The organism is Pantoea sp. Ep11b (assembly GCF_040783975.1).
Classification (GTDB): domain Bacteria; phylum Pseudomonadota; class Gammaproteobacteria; order Enterobacterales; family Enterobacteriaceae; genus Pantoea.
In genome coordinates, this window is the sequence record NZ_CP160631.1 from 1,503,121 (window position 1) to 1,520,172 (window position 17,052).

At 59.3% G+C, this 17,052-nt stretch carries 17 protein-coding genes, 3 tRNA genes and 1 other RNA gene; 17 read left to right on the top strand and 4 right to left on the bottom strand.

Annotation, left to right across the window (positions count from 1 at the left end; all coding sequences use genetic code 11):
• Positions 1–11 precede the first annotated feature (11 nt).
• From cydB to AB1748_RS07125, 14 genes are all read left to right on the top strand, one after another.
• A complete protein-coding gene (gene cydB / locus AB1748_RS07060) occupies positions 12–1,151 on the top strand; it encodes a cytochrome d ubiquinol oxidase subunit II (protein WP_293773714.1) in 1,140 nt (379 codons plus the stop codon).
• A 15-nt stretch (positions 1,152–1,166) separates the two neighbouring features.
• Entirely contained in the window at positions 1,167–1,271 is a 105-nt protein-coding gene (gene cydX, locus AB1748_RS07065) for a cytochrome bd-I oxidase subunit CydX (protein ID WP_111141599.1), read from the top strand.
• Positions 1,271–1,564, top strand: coding sequence for a cyd operon protein YbgE (ybgE, locus tag AB1748_RS07070; protein ID WP_293773717.1), 294 nt, complete (start codon positions 1,271–1,273; stop codon positions 1,562–1,564). The genes cydX and ybgE overlap by 1 nt, the downstream gene beginning before the upstream one ends.
• A gap of 178 nt (positions 1,565–1,742) precedes the next feature.
• A complete protein-coding gene (gene ybgC, locus AB1748_RS07075) occupies positions 1,743–2,147 on the top strand; it encodes a tol-pal system-associated acyl-CoA thioesterase (protein ID WP_111141603.1) in 405 nt (134 codons plus the stop codon).
• On the top strand, positions 2,144–2,830 hold the full coding sequence (tolQ, locus tag AB1748_RS07080) for a Tol-Pal system protein TolQ (RefSeq protein ID WP_111141605.1): 687 nt from the start codon (positions 2,144–2,146) through the stop codon (positions 2,828–2,830). The genes ybgC and tolQ overlap by 4 nt, the downstream gene beginning before the upstream one ends.
• A 13-nt stretch (positions 2,831–2,843) precedes the next feature.
• Complete coding sequence (tolR, locus tag AB1748_RS07085) at positions 2,844–3,272, top strand: colicin uptake protein TolR (protein WP_013357153.1); 429 nt, start codon at positions 2,844–2,846, stop codon at positions 3,270–3,272.
• Positions 3,273–3,299: 27 nt separating this feature from the next.
• Positions 3,300–4,658, top strand: a complete 1,359-nt coding sequence (tolA, locus tag AB1748_RS07090; RefSeq protein WP_367396167.1) for a cell envelope integrity protein TolA — start codon at positions 3,300–3,302, stop codon at positions 4,656–4,658.
• A gap of 114 nt (positions 4,659–4,772) precedes the next feature.
• Positions 4,773–6,068: a Tol-Pal system beta propeller repeat protein TolB gene (gene tolB / locus AB1748_RS07095; protein ID WP_111141609.1), complete on the top strand. Its 1,296-nt coding sequence runs from the start codon at positions 4,773–4,775 to the stop codon at positions 6,066–6,068.
• A 51-nt stretch (positions 6,069–6,119) separates the two neighbouring features.
• The gene (pal, locus tag AB1748_RS07100; RefSeq protein WP_111141611.1) at positions 6,120–6,647 is read left to right on the top strand and encodes a peptidoglycan-associated lipoprotein Pal; all 528 of its coding nucleotides are present in this window, start codon (positions 6,120–6,122) and stop codon (positions 6,645–6,647) included.
• A 9-nt stretch (positions 6,648–6,656) separates the two neighbouring features.
• Complete coding sequence (gene cpoB / locus AB1748_RS07105) at positions 6,657–7,451, top strand: cell division protein CpoB (protein ID WP_111141613.1); 795 nt, start codon at positions 6,657–6,659, stop codon at positions 7,449–7,451.
• 165 nt (positions 7,452–7,616) lie between these two features.
• A tRNA-Lys gene (locus tag AB1748_RS07110) sits at positions 7,617–7,692 on the top strand.
• A 71-nt stretch (positions 7,693–7,763) separates the two neighbouring features.
• Positions 7,764–7,839: transfer RNA gene (locus AB1748_RS07115), tRNA-Lys, on the top strand.
• Positions 7,840–7,886: 47 nt separating this feature from the next.
• Positions 7,887–7,962, top strand: a tRNA-Lys gene (locus AB1748_RS07120).
• Positions 7,963–8,005: 43 nt separating this feature from the next.
• A non-coding RNA gene (locus AB1748_RS07125) (RtT sRNA) lies at positions 8,006–8,138 on the top strand.
• 120 nt (positions 8,139–8,258) lie between these two features.
• On the opposite strand, the gene AB1748_RS07130 is transcribed toward AB1748_RS07125, so the two are convergent.
• Positions 8,259–9,734, bottom strand: a complete 1,476-nt coding sequence (locus tag AB1748_RS07130) for an AlkA N-terminal domain-containing protein (protein WP_293773728.1) — start codon at positions 9,732–9,734, stop codon at positions 8,259–8,261.
• A 158-nt stretch (positions 9,735–9,892) separates the two neighbouring features.
• Between AB1748_RS07130 and AB1748_RS07135 the strand changes: the two genes are divergently transcribed.
• The 3 genes from AB1748_RS07135 to pnuC all read left to right on the top strand — a co-directional run bounded on the left by AB1748_RS07135 (position 9,893) and on the right by pnuC (position 12,369).
• Positions 9,893–10,420: a methylated-DNA--[protein]-cysteine S-methyltransferase gene (locus tag AB1748_RS07135; RefSeq protein ID WP_367396168.1), complete on the top strand. Its 528-nt coding sequence runs from the start codon at positions 9,893–9,895 to the stop codon at positions 10,418–10,420.
• Positions 10,421–10,560: 140 nt separating this feature from the next.
• Positions 10,561–11,622: a quinolinate synthase NadA gene (gene nadA / locus AB1748_RS07140; RefSeq protein ID WP_367396169.1), complete on the top strand. Its 1,062-nt coding sequence runs from the start codon at positions 10,561–10,563 to the stop codon at positions 11,620–11,622.
• 24 nt (positions 11,623–11,646) lie between these two features.
• A complete protein-coding gene (gene pnuC, locus AB1748_RS07145; RefSeq protein WP_367396170.1) occupies positions 11,647–12,369 on the top strand; it encodes a nicotinamide riboside transporter PnuC in 723 nt (240 codons plus the stop codon).
• On the opposite strand, the gene zitB is transcribed toward pnuC, so the two are convergent.
• The 3 genes from zitB to AB1748_RS07160 are packed head-to-tail and all read right to left on the bottom strand — an operon-like array spanning position 12,363 to position 16,970.
• Positions 12,363–13,352: a CDF family zinc transporter ZitB gene (gene zitB / locus AB1748_RS07150; protein ID WP_367396171.1), complete on the bottom strand. Its 990-nt coding sequence runs from the start codon at positions 13,350–13,352 to the stop codon at positions 12,363–12,365. The genes pnuC and zitB overlap by 7 nt on opposite strands.
• The gene (locus AB1748_RS07155; protein ID WP_367396172.1) at positions 13,330–16,404 is read right to left on the bottom strand and encodes a transporter substrate-binding domain-containing protein; all 3,075 of its coding nucleotides are present in this window, start codon (positions 16,402–16,404) and stop codon (positions 13,330–13,332) included. The genes zitB and AB1748_RS07155 overlap by 23 nt, the downstream gene beginning before the upstream one ends.
• Complete coding sequence (locus AB1748_RS07160) at positions 16,386–16,970, bottom strand: response regulator (protein ID WP_367396173.1); 585 nt, start codon at positions 16,968–16,970, stop codon at positions 16,386–16,388. The genes AB1748_RS07155 and AB1748_RS07160 overlap by 19 nt, the downstream gene beginning before the upstream one ends.
• Between the last annotated feature and the right edge of the window lie 82 nt (positions 16,971–17,052).

A 17,052-nucleotide genomic window follows, 5' to 3' on the forward strand; every position in this document is an offset into this window, starting at 1 on the left:
GGAGAGCGACCATGTTTGATTATGAAGTTCTGCGCTTTGTCTGGTGGCTGTTGATTGGCGTGCTGCTGATCGGTTTCGCGGTCGCCGATGGGTTTGATATGGGCGTCGGGATGCTGACGCGTATCCTGGGACGCACCGACACCGAACGGCGCGTCATGATTAACAGCATCGCCCCTCACTGGGACGGTAACCAGGTCTGGCTGATCACCGCGGGCGGTGCGCTGTTTGCGGCCTGGCCGATGGTCTACGCGGCGGCCTTCTCCGGCTTCTATGTGGCGATGATTCTGGTGCTGGCGTCGCTGTTCTTCCGCCCGGTCGGCTTTGATTATCGTTCGAAGATTGAAGACACCCGCTGGCGCGCGGCCTGGGACTGGGGCATCTTCATTGGCAGTTTTGTGCCGCCGCTGGTGATCGGTGTGGCGTTCGGCAACCTGCTGCAGGGGGTCCCCTTCCATGCCGATGAGTATCTGCGTCTGTTCTACACCGGCAACTTCTTCCAGCTGCTGAATCCGTTCGGGCTGCTGGCGGGTGTGGTGAGCGTCGCGATGATTCTGGCGCAGGGCGCAACGTATCTGCAGATGCGCACCACGGGTGAGCTGCATCTGCGCGCACGCACCGCCGCGCAGCTTGCCGCGCTGGTGATGATGGTCTGCTTTATTCTGGCGGGCGTCTGGGTCAACTATGGCATTCCGGGCTATGTCGTCACCAGCACAATGGATCACTTCGCGGCCTCGAACCCGCTGGGTAAAACCGTGGTGCGCGAAGCGGGGGCCTGGATGGTCAACTTCCGTCAGCATCCTGCGCTGTGGCTGTTCCCGCTGCTGGGCGTGGTGCTTCCGCTGCTGACGATTCTCTGCTCACGGATGGAGAAGGGCGCCTGGGCGTTCCTGTTCTCCTCACTGACGCTGGCCTGCGTCATCATGACCGCGGGCATTGCAATGTTTCCGTTTATCATGCCCTCCAGCACCGTGCCGGGCGTCAGTCTGACGATGTGGGATGCGACCTCCAGCCTGCTGACGCTGCAGACCATGACTGTGGCCGCCGTGATCTTCGTGCCGATCATTCTGGCTTACACCACCTGGTGCTACTGGAAGATGTTTGGCCGTATCACCAAAGAGCATATTGAAAGCAACAGTCACTCACTCTATTAATTAAGGAGATGTCGCATGTGGTATTTTGCCTGGATTCTTGGCACCCTGCTGGCCTGTGCTTTTGGTATTGTGACCGCGCTGGCGATTGAGCAGGCTGATGCACAGGATGAGCCGCGCTGATGCGTAAGCCCATCCGGATGCTCTACGACCTGATGGACAGGGGCCCGCTGCGGGCCCTTTCACTGCTGCTGGCGCTGGTCATGGCGGGGGCGGTGATGTGGGACCCGACGCGCTCTGGCAGCCAGGCGGGACCGTTGCCGGCGCTGCAGGGGCTGGTGCTGATCTGGGCGGTCTGCACCGGCGTGATCCACGGCGTGGGTTTCCGGCCACAGAAAAGCCGATGGCAGGCGCTCTTCACGCCGTTACCCGCCATGCTGGTATTGGGCCTGGCGCTTTACCGTTTTTACCTCTGAATCCCCGTCTCACCGGCGCTGACAGTGAATTTATGTCAGCGTCTGGTCAATAAATCTCCCTGAAATCGTTCCGTTTGTTACGGAGCGATAATTATTTTCGTCTGGCTCTGGCGACCCATTCCCAACCCCAATTCTCTTGCGTATAGTAGCAACGTTTAAAACGAGGCCGGGATGTAGAGTGAGTACAACGCTGTTTCGCTGGCCGGTTCGGGTCTATTACGAAGACACTGATGCCGGTGGTGTGGTTTATCACGCCAGCTATATCGCTTTTTATGAACGAGCACGTACCGAAATGTTGCGCCAGCACCATTTCAGTCAGCAGACGCTGTTAGAGCAGCAGGTCGCTTTTGTGGTGCGGCGTATAACGGTGGACTATCTGGCGGCGGCGCGTCTTGATGACCTTCTGGAGATCCAGAGCGAAGTGACATCAATGACACGGGCTACCATGACGTTCACGCAACGTATCGTGAATACTGAAGGCAAAGTGCTCAATGAGGCAGAAGTCCTGATTGCCTGCATTAACCCACATCTGATGAAGCCGATTGCGCTTCCCAAGTCTATTGTCGCGGAGTTCAAGCAGTGACTGACATGAACATTCTTGATTTGTTCCTGAAGGCGAGCCTTCTGGTCAAACTTATCATGTTGATTTTGATCGGCTTTTCTATTGCCTCCTGGGCCATCATTATTCAGCGCACACGCATTCTGAATGCGGCGGGCAGAGAAGCGGAGGCGTTTGAAGACAAGTTCTGGTCCGGCATCGAGCTTTCCCGTCTTTATCATGAGAGCCAGGAGCGTCGGGATGAGCTGGCAGGCTCTGAACAGATCTTCTACTCCGGCTTTAAAGAGTTTGCCCGACTGCATCGCGCCAACAATCATGCGCCGGAAGCCGTCATCGAAGGGGCCAGCCGTGCGATGCGCATCTCCATGAACCGCGAGCTGGAAGCGCTGGAAAGCCATATCCCGTTCCTCGGCACCGTGGGCTCCATCAGTCCCTATATCGGGCTGTTCGGTACGGTCTGGGGGATCATGCACGCCTTTATCGCGCTGGGCGCGGTAAAACAGGCGACGCTGCAGATGGTGGCACCCGGCATCGCCGAAGCACTGATTGCGACTGCGATCGGCCTGTTTGCCGCGATTCCGGCGGTCATGGCGTACAACCGTCTGAACCAGCGCGTCAACAAACTGGAGCAGGGCTACGACAACTTCATGGAAGAGTTCACTGCCATCCTGCATCGCCAGGCTTTCTCCAGCGATAGCGCTAAGTAAATAGAGGTTAATGATGGCCAGAGTACGTGGTCGCAAAAGCCGCGACCTGAAGTCGGAAATCAACATCGTTCCGCTCCTGGACGTCCTGTTGGTGCTGTTGCTGATCTTCATGGCAACGGCGCCCATTATTACCCAGAGCGTGGAAGTGGATCTGCCCGATGCGACCGACTCGAAAACCGTTTCCAGCGATGATAATCCGCCGGTGATTGTTGAAGTCGCGGGCGTAGGGCAATACAGCCTGGTCGTGGATCATGACCGCATGGATCAACTTCCGCCAGAGCAGGTGATCAGCGAAGCGCAGCGTCGGCTGGAGGCGAATCCTAAGACGGTCTTTTTAATCGGGGGCGCGAAAGAGGTGCCTTACGATGAAATTATTAAAGCGCTGAACCTGCTGCACCAGGCGGGTGTTAAATCTGTCGGTTTGATGACGCAGCCGATTTAAAATCGAACCGTTTTTTGGGAACCGAGTGTGTCGAAGGCAACCGAGCAAAACGAGAAGTTAAAGCGCGCGATAATCATTTCGGTGATTCTGCATATCGTGCTGATCGCGCTGCTGATATGGAGCTCGTTTAATGAGCACATTGACCCCAGCAGTGCGGGGGGCGGCGGCGGTGATATTGATGCGGTCATGGTCGATCCCGGTGCCGTTGTCAGTCAATACAATCGTCAGCAGAACCAGCAGAGCGACAGTCAGCGTGCTGAGCAGCAGCGTAAAAAGCAGGCGCAGCAGCAGGCTGAAGAGCTGCAGCAGAAACAGGCTGCTGAACAGCAGCGTCTGAAAGCGCTGGAGAAAGAGCGCTTAGCGGCGCAGGAAACGGCGAAAGAAGAGGCTAAGCAGCAGGCGGCCCAGCAGAAAGCGGCAGAAGAGGCGGCGAAGCAGGCGCAGGAGCAGCAGAAAACGGCTGAAGCGGCGGCGGCGAAAGCCAAAGCCGAGGCAAAAGCTCAGGCGGATGCCCAGGCCAAAGCCGCTGCCGAAGAGGCGAAGCAGGCGGCAGCCGAAGCAAAAAAGCAGGCTGATCAGCAGGCCAAAGCCGCCGCAGCGGCGGCGGCCAAAGAGAAAGCCGTAGCCGAAGCGAAGGCTAAATCGGAAGCGGCCGCCGAAGCCAAAGCAAAAGCCGCTGCTGACGCGAAAGCCAAAGCGGCGGAAGAGGCCAAAGCGAAGGCCGCCGAAGCCAAAGCTAAAGCGGCGGAAGAGGCGAAGGAGAAAGCTGCCGAAGCCAAAGCGAAGGCGGCGGAAGAGGCGAAAGAAAAAGCTGCCGAGGCAGCCAAAGAGAAAGCCGCCGAAGCGGCCAAAGCGAAAGCCGAAGCGGCGAAAGAGGCCGCGAAAGAGAAGGCCGAAGCCGCAGCGAAAGCCAAAGCGGATGCGGCCGCAAAAGCCAAAGCGGATGCCGCGGCAAAAGCCAAAGCTGACGCGAAAGCGAAAGCGGCCGCCGATGCGGCGAATGACAGCGACGTCGATGATTTACTGGGCGGCCTGACGTCCGGTAAAAATGCACCGAAAAGCGGTGCCTCCGGTGGCGCAGCAGGGCAGGGAAACCAGAAGAAAGCCGGTGCAACAGGCGCGGAAATCAACTCCTACATGGGACAGGTGGTCAGTGCGATTCAGAGCCGGTTCTATGATGCGGATCTCTATCGCGGAAAAACCTGTGATTTGCGGATTAAACTTGCGCCTGATGGATTGTTGATTGATGTTAAGGCAGAGGGGGGCGATCCTGCGCTCTGCCAGGCCGCGATTGCAGCCGCCAGACAGGCACGAATTCCGAAGCCGCCTTCGCAGGCGGTCTACGAAGTGTTTAAAAACGCCCCGATGCGTTTTAAACCGCAATAATGCAGTAACGGGCGGCAAGTTGATCTATGGTTAGCTTGCCGTACTAAGTCTTACTCGTGGTTTCCAGGAACAGTGCCAATTATCGTGGACTGAGGTTCAGATAAGGGAGATAAAATGAAGCAAGCTCTTCGCGTTACGTTAGGCTTTTTTATCCTGCTGTGGGCAGCCGTGCTGCATGCAGAGGTCCGGATTGAGATCACCCAGGGCGTGAACACCGCACGTCCGATTGGTGTGGTGCCGTTTAAATGGGCCGGCGCTGGCGCCGCGCCGGAAGATGTGGGCGGCATCGTGGCCGCTGACCTGCGCAACAGCGGCAAATTCAATCCGCTGGATCGCTCACGTCTGCCACAGCAGCCCACCAGCGCGCAGGAAGTGCAGCCTGCCGCCTGGAGCGCGCTCGGCATCGATGCAGTCGTGGTAGGTCAGGTCGCCGCTAACCCGGATGGCAGCTATCAGGTCTCTTACCAGCTGGTGGATACCGGCGGCGCGCCAGGGACCGTACTGGCTCAGAACTCCTACAAAGTGACGAAGCAGTGGCTGCGTTATGCGGCGCACACTGCCAGTGATGAAACTTTCCAGAAGCTGACCGGCATCAAGGGCGCTTTCCGCACCCGTATCGCCTATGTCGTACAGACTAACGGCGGGCAGTTCCCGTATGAGCTCCGCGTGGCCGATTACGATGGTTACAACCAGTTCGTCGTGCACCGTTCACCCCAGCCGCTGATGTCACCGGCCTGGTCTCCGGACGGCAGCAAAGTTGCCTATGTAACCTTTGAAAGTGGCAAGTCGGCACTGGTGGTTCAGACACTCTCTAACGGTGCGATCCGTCAGGTGGCTTCGTATCCACGCCATAACGGTGCCCCGGCGTTCTCGCCGGACGGTTCTAAGCTGGCGTTCGCGCTCTCTAAAACCGGCAGCCTGAACCTTTATGTGATGGATCTGGCCTCTGGTCAGACGCGTCAGGTGACCGATGGTCGCTATAACAGCACTGAACCGACCTGGTTCCCGGACAGCCAGACACTGGCGTATACCTCCGACCAGGCCGGTGCGCCTCAGATCTACAAAATTGGCGTTAATGGCGGCACGCCACAGCGTATTACCTGGGAAGGCGGTCAGAACCAGGACGCGGATGTCGCTACAGACGGTAAATCAATGGTGATGATCAGCACCAGCGGTGGTGCGCAACACGTCGCCAAACAGGATCTGGAAACGGGAGCCGTTCAAACGTTAACGGACACGTTCCTGGATGAAACGCCGAGCCTGGCACCAAACGGCACAATGGTAATCTACAGCTCTACTCAGGGTATGGGTTCCGTGCTGCATCTGGTTTCAACCGACGGCCGTTTCAAAGCGCGTCTTCCGGCAACCGATGGACAGGTAAAATTTCCTGCCTGGTCGCCGTATCTGTAATGTCTGATCCGTCAGACATCGCAAACAATAAACAATAATGGGATTTTTGAAATGCAACTGAACAAAGTGCTGAAGGGTTTGATGCTGGCTCTGCCGGTTCTGGCAGTAGCGGCTTGTAGCTCACACAAAAACAACAACAATGACCAGACTGGCATGGGCGCTGATGGCGCTTACGGTGCAAACTCTGGCATGAACGGCAACGGCGGCAACATGTCTTCTGACGAGCAGGCTCGTCTGCAGATGCAGCAGCTGCAGCAGAACAACATCGTGTACTTCGGTCTGGACAAATATGATGTCCAGTCTGATTACGCACAGATGCTGGATCAGCACGCAAGCTTCCTGCGCAGCAACCCGTCTTACAAAGTGACCATCGAAGGTCATGCGGATGAGCGCGGTACGCCGGAATACAACATCGCCCTGGGCGAACGTCGTGCTAACGCTGTGAAAATGTACCTGCAGGGTAAAGGCGTGTCGGCTGATCAGATGTCTATCGTTTCTTACGGTAAAGAGAAGCCAGCCGTTCTGGGTCATGACGAAGCAGCGTACTCTAAAAACCGTCGTGCCGTACTGGTCTACTAAGAGAATCACATGGTTAGTAACTTCAGACGTCATCTGTTGAGTCTGTCGTTACTGATTGGCGTAGCGGCCCCCTGGGCCGCTAATGCCCAAGCGTCAATCAGTAGCGTTGGCTCCGGCTCGGTCGAAGACCGTGTCACCACTCTTGAACGAATCTCCAATGCCCAGGCTCAGCTAATGCAACAACTGCAGCAGCAGATGAGCGATAACCAGCGTGATATCGATGCGCTGCGTGGGCAAATCCAGCAAAATACGTATCAGCTGAATCAGGTGGTCGAGCGGCAGAAGCAGCTTTACCAGCAGATCGACAGCCTGAGCAGCGCCAGCAGCAGCGGTGGTCAGCAGGCGGCCGGCGGCGATGCTGCAGCAGATACCGGCGCAGCAGCCACCGCAGGCGCGGCCGCATCGGCGCAGAGTGCTCCGGCGCAGACCGGTGACGCTAACAGCGATTACAATGCGGCTGTGGCGCTGATTCTGGAGAAGAAGCAGTATGACCAGGCGATCAGCGCGCTTCAGGCGTGGGTAAAACGTTACCCGGATTCGACCTATCAGCCGAATGCGAATTACTGGCTGGGTCAGCTGAACTACAACAAAGGTAAAAAGGACGACGCGGCTTACTATTACGCCACGGTAGTGAAGAACTATCCGAAGTCGCCGAAAGCCGCAGAAGCGCTGTTTAAAGTGGGCGTCATCATGCAGGAGAAAAAAGACACGGCGAAAGCCAAAGCGGTCTTCCAGCAGGTGATCAAACTTTATCCGGATAGCGATTCTGCGAAACAGGCTCAGAAACGTCTGGCAAGCCTGTAATCTGACCGGTTTTGACCAGATATCGTGTGATTTCTGGTCTTGCCGTATGAAAGGTAAGCAGTTGACGCCTCTGGCAGAAATAAGAGTTGCGCTACCTCGCTAAATCAGTAATATATGCCGCCGTTGCCGGGACACATTGCAGATGTGTCTGGTAAGCCTGAAGATGGGTCGTTAGCTCAGTTGGTAGAGCAGTTGACTTTTAATCAATTGGTCGCAGGTTCGAATCCTGCACGACCCACCATCTTCTTCAGACCCGCGTTAATCGCGCCGTGTTACGAAGAAGCCTTCAGCATCGCTTCACAGTCATAAGATGGGTCGTTAGCTCAGTTGGTAGAGCAGTTGACTTTTAATCAATTGGTCGCAGGTTCGAATCCTGCACGACCCACCATCTTATCTCAGCCGCCCGGCGTGCTGAACGATTGTAAGCCCCCCAGCGGGTCGTTAGCTCAGTTGGTAGAGCAGTTGACTTTTAATCAATTGGTCGCAGGTTCGAATCCTGCACGACCCACCAATTCAGAAAAAAGCGCCTTTAAGGCGCTTTTTTCGTTTCTGACGCACGGTGATAATCGTGCAGGATGAGAACCTGCCGCAGGTCCGACTGAATCGCCTGCGATTCAGGCTGATGCGTGAGCATCACCCGGAGGGCGAGGCCCGTAAGGGCCGATGGCAATCCTGCACGACCCACCCATTCAGAAGAAAGCGCCTTTAAGGCGCTTTTTTCGTTTCTGACGCACGGTGATAATCGTGCAGGATGAGAACCTGCCGCAGGTCCGACTGAATCGCCTGCCCGCCTCCTCACTGCCACCGTTACAGCTTTTTCTTCGTCTTCGCCACCGCCAGGCTCTCCCAGATATGCATCACCGCATAGCTGCGCCAGGGACGCCAGGCGAGTGAGCGCGCCTCGGCCTGTGAGGCCGTCATGCCGCCCAGATTATTGCGGATGGCGATATCCTCTTTAGGAAAGGCATCCGGCCAGCGCAGGGCGCGCATCGCAATATAGTGTGCGGTCCAGGGACCAATACCCGGCAGGCTGACCAGCTTCTTTATCACCTCGTCTGGTGACTGAGCGGCACTGAGCCGCAGATCGCCGCTGGCACAGGCCGTAGCAAAGGCGATGATGGCTCGGGAGCGCGCGGCGCTGACGATGCCGAGCGGCGCCACATCATCCACCGACGACGCAGCGATGCGTTCAGGCAGCGCCGTGTAGCGGGTCAGATCGGGAAAAGGCGTCTCACAGGGCTCGCCAAACGCGGCGGCAAAACGGCTGCTGACGGTGGTCGCCGCTTTAACCGTGACCTGCTGGCCGATAATGGCACGCACGCCCAGCTCAAAGGCGTCAAACGCGCCAGGCACGCGCAGCCCGGGATGAGCAAGCAGGCTGGGGGCCAGCAGCGGGTCCTGAGACAGGCAGGCCGCGATACGCTGCGGCTGAGCATCCAGATCGAACAGATCGCGCAGGCGACGTAACAGCAGCGGCAGCACCGGTGTCAGCGAGGCAGAGAGCGTCACCTGCAGCGCATTCTTCTGCGGCAGATGCGACACGCTGACCCAGCCCCGACAGCGGCCCAGCGCCACAGTGCGCCGCCAGCTGCCATCCTCCACCGCTTCAACCTCTTTCATCAGGTGCGTCTGCAAAAACCAGAGCATCGCCGCCCAGTCATAGGGCGGGCGATAAGTCAGCCGCAGCGTAATGCGGTCGCCTGGCTGTGTAGCCTGAACTGCGGGCTCATCCCGGCGCAGCGCGCTGGGCGTCATCCGATAGCGCGCCTGAAAGACATCGTTAAAACGCCGCAGGCTGCGGAAACCGCTGGCGTAGGCGACCTCCGTGATCGGCAACCGGGTCTCCGTCAGCAGCTGTTTTGCCAGCAGCATACGCCGCGTCTGTTTCAGCTCCAGCGGCGATACCCCCAGCTCCTGCTGCACGATGCGCCGCAGCTGGCGCAGACTGAGTCCGAACTCCGCCGCAATCGCATCCAGCCCTTCGCGCTCCTCCAGCATCCCCTCCTCAATGCGCTGAACCAGCCGCTCCGCCACGCGATGAGGCTGATCGACCGGTGCGTTACCCGGCGCCAGCTCAGGGCGACAGCGCAGACAGGGGCGAAAGCGGGCTTTCTCCGCCGCCTCGGCGCTGCTGAAGAACAGACAGTTTTTAAGCATCGGGGCTTTCACCGGACAGACCGGACGGCAGTAGATGCCGGTGGAGGTGACGCCCACAAAGAAAACGCCGTCGAAGCGGGTATCGCGGGAGGTCAGTGCCTGGTAGGCAATGTCGGGACTGAGCATGGCATTTCTCCGGTAAAGAGCCGCAGTCTATACCGGCAAACGCCGTCAGACTGGCTGTTTTCGGACAGCACAATAGTTTAGCGCCATGACCGGAAACAGCCAGTCAGTCCACGGAAAAGTGCGATAATGGGCGACAGAATCGCGACGGGAGAATCACCATGTACTACTTCAGAATGATAGCCACCCCGGTGGGTGAGCTTAAACTGGTCGCCAGCGACAGCGGCCTGGCGGGTATCCTGTGGGAAAATGACGATCCGAAACGCACCCGATTTCTGCCGCAGGTGCAGGATGACGACCATCCTGTTCTGCGTGAAACCGGGCGTCAGCTTAAGGCGTATTTTGCCGGAGAGCGGCGCGACTTCGAGCTGCCGCTTGATTTTGTCGGCACCGATTTCCAGAAAAAAGTCTGGCAGGCGCTGATAGCGATCCCGTTTGGCGAAACGCGCAGCTACAGCCAGATTGCGCGGGAGATCGGCCATCCGCTGGCCGTGCGTGCGGTCGGCGCGGCCAACGGGCGTAATCCGCTCTCGATTGTCGCGCCGTGCCATCGGGTTATCGGATCCAACGGCAAGCTCACCGGCTTTGCGGGCGGGCTGGAGATCAAAGCCTTCCTGCTGTCGCTGGAAAGCGCGCAGCCATCGCTGGCGCTGGCCGGGGAAACACCGCCGGCGGGACAGGCCTTATGACCCAACAGGAATAAAAAGCTCACGACAGGGCCGGTTTTTTCCGCTATCGTGTTTAGCATATAAAACAAGATGGCGTTATCAACGTCATAAGTTGCCTGATAAGGCGATTTTCGTTAACTAGATAAAACGAGAGCTGTGTCATGAGTGTGATGTTCGATCCTGAAAGCGCCGTTTACCCCTTTCCGCCGAAACCTGCCCGTTTAGGTGACGATGAGAAGGCGTTCTATCGTGAGAAAATCAAAGCGTTGCTGAAAGCACGCAACGCGGTAATGGTGGCGCATTACTACACGGATCCGGAGATTCAGGCGCTGGCAGAGGAGACGGGCGGCTGCGTTTCCGACTCCCTGGAGATGGCACGCTTTGGCAGCAATCACGCCGCAACCACGCTGCTGGTGGCCGGTGTACGCTTTATGGGGGAAACTGCCAAAATTCTCAGCCCGGAAAAAATCGTGCTGATGCCTACCCTGCAGGCGGAGTGCTCGCTGGATCTCGGCTGCCCGATTGAGGAGTTCAATGCCTTCTGCGATGCGCACCCCGATCGCACCGTCGTGGTCTATGCCAATACCTCTGCCGCCGTGAAAGCGCGTGCCGACTGGGTCGTGACCTCCAGTATTGCGGTCGAGCTGATTGAGCACCTCGACAGTCTGGGCGAAAAGATCATCTGGGCACCGGATCGCCATCTTGGCCGTTACGTTACCCAAAAATCGGGCGCGGATGTGCTGTGCTGGCAGGGCGCCTGTATCGTGCATGACGAATTCAAAACCCAGGCCCTGCAGCGGATGAAGGCGCTCTATCCTGACGCGGCGGTGCTGGTACATCCGGAGTCGCCACAGGCGATTGTCGATCTGGCGGACGCGGTTGGCTCGACCAGTCAGCTGATTCAGGCCGCGAAGTCGCTGCCGCATCCGCAGATGATTGTGGCTACCGATCGTGGCATCTTCTACAAAATGCAGCAGGCTGTGCCGGATAAAGAGCTGCTGGAGGCGCCGACGGCGGGTGAGGGGGCGACCTGCCGCAGCTGTGCACACTGTCCGTGGATGGCGATGAACGGCCTGAAAGCCATCGCAGAGGCGCTGGAGTCGGGTGGGGTGGAACATGAGATTCAGGTAGATGAGACGCTGCGTGAGGCGGCGTTACTGCCGCTTAATCGCATGCTATCCTTTGCAGCAGACCTTAAACTTAACGTGAAGGGCAACGCGTAAGCGTTTCCCGGACAGGTGCTCTGCATGGACTTCTTCAGCACACACAATATTCTGGTTCATATCCCCCTGGGGGCTGGCGGCTACGATCTCTCATGGATTGAGGCTATCGGCACCCTGGCGGGCTTACTCTGCATCTGGTTTGCCAGCCTGGAAAAAATCATCAACTACCCATTCGGCCTGCTTAACGTCACGCTGTTTGCGGTGATTTTCTTTCAGATCCAGCTCTACGCCAGCCTGCTGCTGCAACTCTTCTTCTTTGCCGCCAACCTCTACGGCTGGTACGCCTGGAGTCGTCAGACGGCCGATAACGAGGCGGCGCTGAAAATCCGCTGGCTGCCGCTGCCCAGGGCGCTGGCCTGGGCGGCGGGTTGTGTGATCGCGATTGCGCTGATGACCCGCTATATCGACCCGGTATTCGCGCTGCTGACCCGCGCAGCCGTTGCACTGATGAACGCGCTCGGTCTGGCGGTGGCGATGCCCGAACTGCAGCCGGACGCCTTCCCGTTCTGGGATGCCTGTATGATGGTGCTGTCGATTGCGGCGATGGTGCTGATGACGCGCAAATATGTTGAGAACTGGCTGCTGTGGGTGATCATCAATGTGATCAGCGTGATGATATTCGCCCGTCAGGGCGTGTATGCGATGTCGCTGGAGTATGCGATTCTGACGCTGATTGCGCTGAATGGTTCACGTATCTGGATCCGCAGCGCGCGGCAACAGGGTTCCCGCGCGCTGTCGGCTCAGTGAGTGTGCGCCTTGCCGCTGGCGTGAGCAGCATCATGCCTGTGGTCATGATCGTGCGCATGGTGATGGCCGCTGGCCGCCGCGCTGCTTAAGCCCAGTTCACAGTCGGCTCCGGTGCAGGGCTGATACTCCATCTGCACCGTGGCATGTTCAATCTGATAGTGCTTCCGCAGATAGTCGTGAATACGGTGCAGCAGCGCATCATGATCGTAAGGCGGGATCACCTGTGCGTGCAGCGTCAGCAGCGGCTTTTCCCCCACCTGCCACAAATGCACATGGTGAACATTGCGCACCTCGGCGATGTTCAGTGTAAGATCGCGCATCAGCCGGTTCACATCCAGCGAATGCGGGGCGCCTTCCAGTAACTCCTGCAGACTCTCCCGCAGCAGCGACCAGGCGCTGCGCAGCACCAGCAGCGAAACCAGCAGTGACAGAATCGGGTCGATAGGCATCCAGCCGGTCAGCAGAATGATCACCGCCGCGACAATCGCCCCCACCGACCCCAGCAGATCCCCCATCACATGCAGCGCGGCGGCGCGCACGTTGAGGTTTTTCTCTTCGCTGCCGTGATGCAGCAGCCAGAACGACAGAATATTGGCGACCAGGCCACCAATCGCAATCCCCAGCATCAGGCCGCCGGTCACCGGCTGCGGATCGGCAAAGCGGCGCACCGCCTCCCAGACGATCAGCGCGGTGATGCCCAGCAGCGCGATGGCGTTCACAAAGGCCGCCAGGGTGGTCAGCCGCAGCAGACCAAAGGTGTGGCGTGCGTTGGGTTTGCGCCGTGAAAACTGCACGGCCAGCAGCGCCATCAGCAGCGCGGCGGCATCGGTCAGCATATGCCCGGCATCGGCCAGCAGCGCCAGCGAGCCGGAGATCCAGCCGCCGATGACTTCGGCAACCATAAAGAGAACGGTCACCCCGAAGGCGGCCGCCAGACGCGTGCGATTACTGTCCTGCCCGCTATGAGTGTGGGTGTGTGCCATAAGATTCCAGTTTTTTGAGTAACCTGTCTGTTAATAATATCAGTGATTGCCATGTCTCAGAGGGATCCTGACGCGCGCCTGCCTGTTCCACCAGTTGCTGGCTGAGCTGTGCGCCCTGTTCCAGCCCCGCCAGCAGCCAGCTTCCTTTCATGCGGTGCGCCGCTGCGGCGAACGCGGGCCAGTCTGCCCGGGCATACGCCTCATGCATGGCTGCCAGGTCCTGTGTCAGTGTGCTATGCAGTGTACGGCTCAGGCGAGTGAGAAAGGTCTCATTCTGCTGTGCCAGCTGCCACAGATTGTCATCCAGCGCCGCCAGTGGATCGCGCTGAAACGCCGCCAGCAGTGCGCGGAGATCGGCTGACTGGACCGGTTTGATCAGTACCTGCTCCCGCGCCTCCAGGGTGCGCGTCAGCAGCTGCGCATCGGCCGAGCAGAGCACCCGCATCGCCTGCCGTCCCCGCTGGCGGTCACGCCGTCGCAGCAGGCGCAGCAGCAGCGTGCCGTCGGGCCGTGGCATCATCTGGTCGATAAACAGCAGGTCATACGGCTGCTGTGCATCGGCCCGCAACAGCGCACGTCCCTCTTCAAAAATATCAGCCTGAATCGCGAAGCGCGCCAGTTGCTGCTGCATTACCAGCAGGTTGGTCGGATGATCATCCACAATCGCCACCCGCAGTTCAGGAAAGGCGGGCAGGGCGGTCTCCTCTCTATGACCGGGCGGCGAAGCAGGCTCCAGCGGCAGCGTGACAGTCACCTGCGTTCCCTGTCCGGGTTCAGAGGCGAGCCGGATGTCGCCGCCCATCCGCAATACCATCTCACGACAGATAAACAGCCCCAGCCCGCTGCCCTGCACCGAAACAGATTTGCCGGACGGTGCCTGATACCAGGGATCAAACAGCTTCTGCTGCTCATCCGGCGGGATCCCGCTGCCGCTGTCGCTGACCGTCAGGATCAGCTGCTGCTCTGCGGCCAGGGTCAGGCGGATGGTACCGTGACGGGTAAATTTCAGCGCATTGGTCATCAGATTATTGACTACCTGCTGCAGGCGATCGGCATCGATCATTATCAGGTCAGGCAGCGGCGTCAGGGCCTCAACGATCAGGCGTGGCCCCTCTGCGCGCATTAACGGATGATAGAAGTGCTGCTGCTGATTAAGCCACTGCGCCAGCGCCAGCGGACGCGGCGCCAGGGTAAAACTGTTGCTCTCGATACGCGCGTGATCCTGCAGGTCATTCAGCAGGGTCAGTAACGACTGTGCGCTGCTGTGCAGCAGCGTCAGGTTCTGGCTGCTGCGCTGCTGCTTCTCCAGCTCCAGCAGCCCAAGAATTGCCTGCATCGGCGTACGCAGCTCATGGCTGACGGTTGCCAGAAAATGGCTCTTCATCGCGTTGGCGTGCTCGGCCTGTTCGCGCTGCTGTCGCTCCCGGCGCTGCTGCCAGTAGCGGCGGGCCAGCAGCAGCAGCAGCAGCACAATCGCCGCCCCCGCCACCGCCAGCACCATCATCGGCAGCGAACGCATCACCCTCACGCTGCCGGGCTGCGGCGGGGTAGACCAGCTGTCGCGCATCCGGCTCTGGGTGTCGGCCGGGATCTGCTGTAAGGCGCGATCGAGCAGGGTTCGCAGCACCGGCTCGTCAGGCGTTACGCCCAGCGCGACAGGCCAGGCGATGTCGCTGGCGGCAAAGGCGAGATGAATGCGCGCATCGTCGCGGCTGGCGATGCGCCAGCGGGCGGAGAGCACGTTATCAACCAGCGCATCGATCTCGCCCTTTGCCAGTGCGTCATAAAGGCTGTTGCGGTCGGCAAACGGCTGTGCCTGCAGATCCGCAGGCAGCAGCCTCAGTGCGAGATCCCCCTGCAACACGCCGATCCGCCTGCCGTGCAGATCGCGCCAGTGTGCGGGCGTATCGGTGCGGATGCTGTAGATCCCCCACAGCGCACGCCATACCGGCAGCGAGGTGCTCTGCATCGCATCACCGTCCAGCGGCTGCATCAGTTGCAGCATCGCCTGATGCTGCGCCATCAGCGCGCTGGCCTGGCGGGGATTACTGACCCAGACCGGTTCAAACTGCAAGCCGGTGCTCTGGGCCACTGCCTTCAGCAAATCGACGCTGTAGCCCCGGGCGGTGCCGCTGGCGTCACGATAACTCCAGGGATAGTTGTCCGGTTCGGCGGCGTAGGTGATGCGCGGATGATTGGCTATCCAGGCGCGTTCCGTCGGACTGAGCATCAGGGTCTGCGTATCCTGATAGCGCGGCAGGCTGCTGCTCCAGCGCGCCTGCAGCGTGTTCATCAGTTCCGCAGGGAGCTGACGCAGGCTCTGATTAATCCAGTCGATCAGCTGAGGGTCGCGCGCAATCGCCCGCAGATTGAGTTGTCCGGCGTCGATGTGGGAGGCGATCTGGTAGATCTGCCCCTGCTGCAGCTGGCTCAGCAGGAAACCGGCGCTGGTCTCATCCGCCACCACATAATCATTCTGCTGATTTATCAGGGTATAGATCGCCTGCAGATCGCTGCTGTAGTGACGCCAGCTGTGACGGGCCGCCAGCCCGGGCGGGAGCTGCGCCAGGGTGCTGTCGCTGATCGCCAGCGAGGCGTTGTGGCTGTTGAACATCACGGCACGCTGGTTCTGCTGATTGCGATAGACCCGCAGCGGGCTGCTGTACCAGTTGTCACTGCTCAGGATGGCATCGGGCAGCGGCGAAACCCACATGCCCAGCGCAAAATCGAGCTGGCCGCTGTTCAGCGCCTCCAGCAGATGTGGCTGATCGCGGTAGAGGCTGAGCGTGAACTGTGCGCCGGTCAGCTGTCGCAGCGCAGAGAGGTAGTCGGCGTTGATGCCATAGAGATCGTTGCCGACGCGCATCGTCCAGGGCGCATGGTTCTCTTCCAGCAGGCCGACACGCAGAATTTTACCCTGCATGGTGTCGGCATGCGTTACCGGCAGCATCATCGGCAGGTTCACGCTGCTCACCGGCCGCACCTCCGCCAGCGCCGGACCGCACAGCAGCAACAGGATCAGCAGGAGTGTTCTCACTGCTGCGCCTTCCACAGGTCAGCCAGCTCCACCACCGAGCGGGCACCGGTTTTTTCCAGAATGTTCTTTTTATGCGTGCTGACCGTTTTATTGCTGATATGAAGCTGATCGGCGATCTGCAGATTGGACAGGCCGCTGGCCAGCAGCGCCAGAATCTGCCGCTCTTTCTGCGTCAGCGGCAGTTCAGGTTCATCCTCCTCCATCGGCGGAAAAGCCGTCTGCCCGCCCAGCACTGCCAGGATGGCACTGAGCAGCTGCGCCATGCGCTGGCTTTTCACCACATAACCCGCCGCGCCCAGCGCCTGCGCGCGGCGCACATAGTGCCGCGTCTGTTGCGCAGAGTAGATCAGAACCGGGCAGTCGGGCCGGTGGATCTTCAGGCGGCGCAGGATCTCCAGCCCATCGCCATCCGGCAGGCCGATATCCAGTACGATGATATCCAGCGGCTGCTGAAGCAGAGGACGGGCGGCTTTTTCACTGCTGGCAGAGAGGAGCTGAACCGGAATGGGGGACTGGCTCAGCGCGGCTTCAAGTGCCACTTCGACCAGCGGGTGATCGTCAATCAAAAGCAAAACGGCCATGAAGGATTCCCTGTCAATTTAACAGGATTAGCATAGCGGAAGAGTCGGGCGGAAGGGAGAGAAACCAGGAGAGCGTGCGCTC

Excerpts from the sequence above, each read along its gene's own strand:
- cydB (WP_293773714.1), top strand. The coding sequence starts at position 12 with ATGTTTGATTATGAAGTTCTGCGCTTTGTCTGGTGGCTGTTGATTGGC.
- cydX (WP_111141599.1), top strand. The coding sequence starts at position 1,167 with ATGTGGTATTTTGCCTGGATTCTTGGCACCCTGCTGGCCTGTGCTTTT.
- ybgE (WP_293773717.1), top strand. The coding sequence starts at position 1,271 with ATGCGTAAGCCCATCCGGATGCTCTACGACCTGATGGACAGGGGCCCG.
- tolR (WP_013357153.1), top strand. The coding sequence starts at position 2,844 with ATGGCCAGAGTACGTGGTCGCAAAAGCCGCGACCTGAAGTCGGAAATC.
- tolB (WP_111141609.1), top strand. The coding sequence starts at position 4,773 with ATGAAGCAAGCTCTTCGCGTTACGTTAGGCTTTTTTATCCTGCTGTGG.
- pal (WP_111141611.1), top strand. The coding sequence starts at position 6,120 with ATGCAACTGAACAAAGTGCTGAAGGGTTTGATGCTGGCTCTGCCGGTT.
- cpoB (WP_111141613.1), top strand. The coding sequence starts at position 6,657 with ATGGTTAGTAACTTCAGACGTCATCTGTTGAGTCTGTCGTTACTGATT.
- AB1748_RS07130 (WP_293773728.1), bottom strand. The coding sequence starts at position 9,734 with ATGCTCAGTCCCGACATTGCCTACCAGGCACTGACCTCCCGCGATACC.
- AB1748_RS07135 (WP_367396168.1), top strand. The coding sequence starts at position 9,893 with ATGTACTACTTCAGAATGATAGCCACCCCGGTGGGTGAGCTTAAACTG.
- nadA (WP_367396169.1), top strand. The coding sequence starts at position 10,561 with ATGAGTGTGATGTTCGATCCTGAAAGCGCCGTTTACCCCTTTCCGCCG.
- pnuC (WP_367396170.1), top strand. The coding sequence starts at position 11,647 with ATGGACTTCTTCAGCACACACAATATTCTGGTTCATATCCCCCTGGGG.
- zitB (WP_367396171.1), bottom strand. The coding sequence starts at position 13,352 with ATGGCACACACCCACACTCATAGCGGGCAGGACAGTAATCGCACGCGT.
- AB1748_RS07160 (WP_367396173.1), bottom strand. The coding sequence starts at position 16,970 with ATGGCCGTTTTGCTTTTGATTGACGATCACCCGCTGGTCGAAGTGGCA.